Annotated in this window: 4 protein-coding genes; 1 reads left to right on the plus strand and 3 read right to left on the minus strand. The window is 73.0% G+C overall.

Annotated elements, in window-relative coordinates:
* The 3 genes from GUY61_RS35340 to GUY61_RS35350 form a co-directional block, all read right to left on the minus strand.
* Positions 1–1,129, minus strand: a 1,129-nt coding sequence (locus GUY61_RS35340; RefSeq protein WP_243766978.1) for a serine/threonine-protein kinase, incomplete at its 3' end; no start/stop codon positions are given.
* A gap of 70 nt (positions 1,130–1,199) precedes the next feature.
* Positions 1,200–1,748, minus strand: coding sequence for a MarR family winged helix-turn-helix transcriptional regulator (locus GUY61_RS35345; RefSeq protein WP_166634408.1), 549 nt, complete (start codon positions 1,746–1,748; stop codon positions 1,200–1,202).
* Positions 1,745–2,401 (minus strand): DJ-1/PfpI family protein, encoded by a 657-nt coding sequence (locus tag GUY61_RS35350; protein WP_166634409.1) that lies wholly within the window; start codon positions 2,399–2,401, stop codon positions 1,745–1,747. The genes GUY61_RS35345 and GUY61_RS35350 overlap by 4 nt, the downstream gene beginning before the upstream one ends.
* A gap of 195 nt (positions 2,402–2,596) precedes the next feature.
* Here GUY61_RS35350 and GUY61_RS35355 point away from each other — a divergent pair, with 195 nt between their 5' ends.
* Complete coding sequence (locus GUY61_RS35355) at positions 2,597–3,952, plus strand: aspartate aminotransferase family protein (protein ID WP_166634410.1); 1,356 nt, start codon at positions 2,597–2,599, stop codon at positions 3,950–3,952.
* Positions 3,953–4,253: the final 301 nt, after the last annotated feature.

Consider the following 4,253-nt stretch of genomic DNA (forward strand, 5'->3'; position numbering starts at 1 on the left):
GGGCCACGAGCGTCGGGACGGTCGGCGGGACCGCGGCGGTCGGCGCCTCGGCCGGATCCGGCCGTTCCTGTTCCCGCCCCTTGTCCCCTTCTTGTGTCCGGTCCTGTTCCGGAGCCGGGGCCGGTTGGGGCTCGGGACGAGGGCCGGGACCGAGTCCGAGTCCGGGTCCGAGTCCGAGTCCGGTTCCGGACTCCGGTTCCGGGTCCTCCGTCTCGAGCAGGCGCACCGCGTGCCGTCCCAGCCGGGCCACCAGCGCGCCCGGCAGCCACGGGTCGAGGGCGCGCCCGTCCCGGAGTGCCGCCCCGGCGCCCGTACGCTCCAGGATCTCGCCCAGGGACGGCCGGTCGCCGGGATCCTTGGCGAGGCAGTCCCTGACCAGGGACTCCAGGCTCTCGGGGAGGCCGGAGAGGTCGGGCTCCTCCCGCGCGATTCGGAACATCAGGGCGTGCGCCTGGCTGTCCGCCGAGCCGAAGGGCAGCCGGCCGCCGGCGGCGTAGGCGAGCACCGAGCCCAGGCAGAAGACGTCGCAGGCGGGTGTGATCCGGTCGCCCCGGACCTGCTCGGGGGCCATGAACCCGGGGGAGCCCACCACGACGCCTGTTCTGGTCAGATCCCCGTCCGCCCCGGCCTCCGGGGCCGTCTCCAGGGCGCGCGCTATGCCGAAGTCGATGACCCGCGGGCCGTCGATGGTGATCAGCACGTTGGACGGCTTCAGGTCCCGGTGGACGAGCCCCGCCGCGTGGATGTCGCTCAGGGCCTGCGCGAGTCCGGCCGCCAGGATCCGCACCGAACGCTCCGGCAGCGGCCCGTGGTCCTTGGAGACCACCCGCTCCAGGCTGGGCCCCGCCACGTAGCCCGTGGCGACCCAGGGCACCGGGGCCTCGGTGTCGGCGTCCAGTACGGGGGCCGTCCACAGCCCGCCGACCTGCCGGGCCGCCCGCACCTCCTGCCGGAACCTGCGACGGAATTCCTCGCGCTCGGCCAGTTCGCGGTGCACGAGTTTGACGGCGACCGTGCGGCCGCGGTCGGAACGGGCCAGAAACACCTGGCCCATGCCGCCCGTCCCCAGCCGGCCCAGCAGGCGGTACGCGCCGATCCGCCGCGGAATCCCCGGATCCGGCTCATCCATGGCCATCCATCCCCCCGTGTGCTCTGCGGGGAGGATAGTTCGGCGTGGGCGACGGCGCGGCACGAAGCCCCTACGGCTTCGTAACGGCCGCGTCCCCGTTCCCGCTCCCGCGCCCACTTCCGTCGCCGTGCGCACTCCGGTCCCCGGGGCCACTCGCGTGCCCGGCCGTGGCAACCGCCCCGGCCACCGCGTCGAGCGCATCGGACAGCCGCTCCAGCACGCGTACGGTCTCCGCGAAACCCTCCTGACCCAGTTCGGCGGCGAGCAGACCCGCCAGATGCGCGTGACCCGGGTCGATACGGGCGACGGCGGCCCGTCCCGCGTCGGTCGGGGCGAGGAACTTCGCCCGGCGGTGCGCCGGATTCGGGGCGTAGGCGGCGAGGCCCTTCGCCACCAGCAGGTCGGCGACGCGCTGGACGCTCTGCCGGGTGATGCCCATCGCGCGGGCGATGCCGGCGACGGGCAGTGGCTCGCGCAGCACCGCGCCGAGCACCTGCCACCAGGCGGCGGTGAGGCCCGCGGGCCGGGCCAGCTCCTCGGATACGGACAGGAACTGCCCGTTCAGCCGGAACACGGTGAGCGCCGTGGCGCTGAGCAGGTCCTGTTCCCTCCGGGTCACCGCGCGTTCCCCGCCGCGCCGTCCTCGGCGCCGTCGCTCCTGGCCCCGGTCTCCGCCGCCGCCAGGATCTCGTAGGCCGCCGCGTCCGAGTCGTGGAACAGCCGGTACCAGGCGTCCAGCACCTCGCCCTCGTAGACCCCCAGCAGGGCGAGTACCTCCCTGGCGAAGGCCACGGGCTCGGTCGGTCCGGCCGTGATCAGCCCCGAGGGATCCGTCACGGCGTCCGTCTCGACGTACCGCTCGCCGCCCTTGTAACCGCTCGCCGCGAGGTACCCGGCCGCCGCGCTGGTGTGCCGCCGGTCGTCCAGCAGCCCCTCCCTGGCCAGCCCGGCCGTCGCCCCGCAGATCGCGGCCACCGGGACGCCGGCCGCGAGGAACTCGCGGGCCTTGCGGGCGAAGGGGGCCAGCTCGTCCCCGGTGTCCCAGAGTCCGGCGCCGGTCAGGATCAGCAGCGAGCTGTCCCGCGGCCGTACGCCGTCGAGACCGAGATCGGGCTGCACGCGCAGGCCGCCCATCGTGGTGACCGGCCGGGCGGGGTCCGCGGCGACGGTCCGGGTCTCCCAGCCGTTCCGGCCGAGCTCCGCCGTGGCGTGCCCGGTCTCCCAGTCGGCGAGGGTGTCGTAGACGGCGATGTGCACGGGCTTGCGGTTCATGGCAGCCTCCTCGTGGCCTCTATGACAGTAGGCTGTCATTCAGGCAGCCTACTGTCAACATCTCCGGGGTCCTCCGGGGTCCTCCAGGGTCCTCCGGGGTCCGCCGCACACCCGACAAGGTGTCGCCCCGAGCCCCGGACGCCCGTACACGACGCCGATGTCCCGCCCGGCCGGGGCCCGCCTACGCTGACCGGCATGACCCCTCATGCCGACCCTGCCACCGGTGCCTCCGTCAAGGCGGCCGACCGCGCCCATGTGTTCCACTCCTGGTCAGCCCAGGGCCTGATCGACCCGGTCGCCGTCGCCGGCGCCGAGGGCTCGTACTTCTGGGACTACGAGGGCAAGCGGTACCTCGACTTCACCAGCGGGCTGGTTTTCACGAACATCGGTTACCAGCACCCGAAGGTCGTCGCCGCGATCCAGGAGCAGGCCGCAACGCTCACCACCTTCGCTCCCGCCTTCGCCGTGGAGTCGCGCTCCGAGGCCGCGCGGCTCATCGCCGAGCGCACCCCGGGCGACCTGGACAAGATCTTCTTCACCAACGGCGGCGCCGAGGCCGTCGAGAACGCCGTCCGGATGGCGCGTCTGCACACCGGCCGGCACAAGGTGATGTCCGCCTACCGCTCGTACCACGGCGCCACCTCCACCGCGATCAACCTGACCGGCGACCCGCGCCGCTGGCCCAGTGACCAGGGCGCCGCCGGTGTCGTGCACTTCTGGGCACCGTTCCTCTACCGCTCGCCCTTCTACAGCGAGACGGAGGAGCAGGAGGCCGCCCGCGCCCTGGCGCACCTCGAGGACACCATCGCCTTCGAGGGGCCGTCCACCATCGCCGCGATCATCCTGGAGACGATTCCCGGCACCGCCGGGATCATGATGCCGCCGCCCGGCTACCTGGCAGGCGTGCGGGAGATCTGCGACCGCCACGGCATCGTCTTCGTGCTGGACGAGGTCATGGCGGGCTTCGGGCGCACGGGCGAGTGGTTCGCCGCCGACCTGTACGGCGTCGTGCCCGACCTGATGACCTTCGCCAAGGGCGTCAACTCCGGATATGTGCCGCTCGGCGGTGTCGCCATCAACGAGGAGATCGCGGCCACCTTCGACAAGCGGCCCTACCCGGGCGGGCTGACCTACTCCGGCCACCCGCTGGCCTGCGCCGCGGCCGTCGCGACGATCAACGTCATGGCCGAGGAGGACATCGTCGGCCGGGCCGCCCGCATCGGCGAGACGGTCCTCGGCCCCGGTCTGCGCGAGCTGGCCGCACGGCACCCGTCGGTCGGCGAGGTGCGCGGCACGGGCGTGTTCTGGGCGCTCGACCTGGTCAGGAACCGGGAGACGCGCGAGCCGCTGGTTCCGTACAACGCGGCGGGCGAGGCGAACGCGCCGATGGCGGCCTTCGCCGCGGCCTGCAAGAAGGGCGGCCTGTGGCCGTTCGTGAACATGAACCGCACGCATGTCGTGCCGCCGTGCAACATCAGTGAGGCGGATGCGAAGGAAGGTCTCGCCATCCTCGACGAGGCCCTGTCGGTGGCCGACCGGCACACCGTCTGAGCCGTCCGCCGCCGCCGGACCCGGGAGCCGCCGGGCCACGCCGCCGGACCCGGAGCCGTATCCGCCTGGGACGCGAACAGGTCCGGGCCCCCTCCCCAGGGGGTCCGGACCTCTTTACGTGGTTGTCATGTCTCAGTAATCTCATGAAGCTTCTTGCAGCAACTTGCAAGAGCCCCCCCACCGTTGTCCTCTCGTGGCGCGCGTCAGGACGGCCCTCCGCAGTGATGGAGACCTCCGTGACCGTGACCAGACACGTGCGCGCCCGCACGGTCCTGCTGCTGCTCGCAGGACTGCTGGCGAG

Origin of the sequence: Streptomyces sp. GC420 (assembly GCF_009916105.1) — a bacterium.
In the GTDB taxonomy this organism is placed as follows: domain Bacteria; phylum Actinomycetota; class Actinomycetes; order Streptomycetales; family Streptomycetaceae; genus Streptomyces.

Coding starts and splice junctions, on each gene's coding strand:
- GUY61_RS35355 (WP_166634410.1), top strand. CDS start 2,597: ATGACCCCTCATGCCGACCCTGCCACCGGTGCCTCCGTCAAGGCGGCC.
- GUY61_RS35350 (WP_166634409.1), bottom strand. CDS start 2,401: ATGAACCGCAAGCCCGTGCACATCGCCGTCTACGACACCCTCGCCGAC.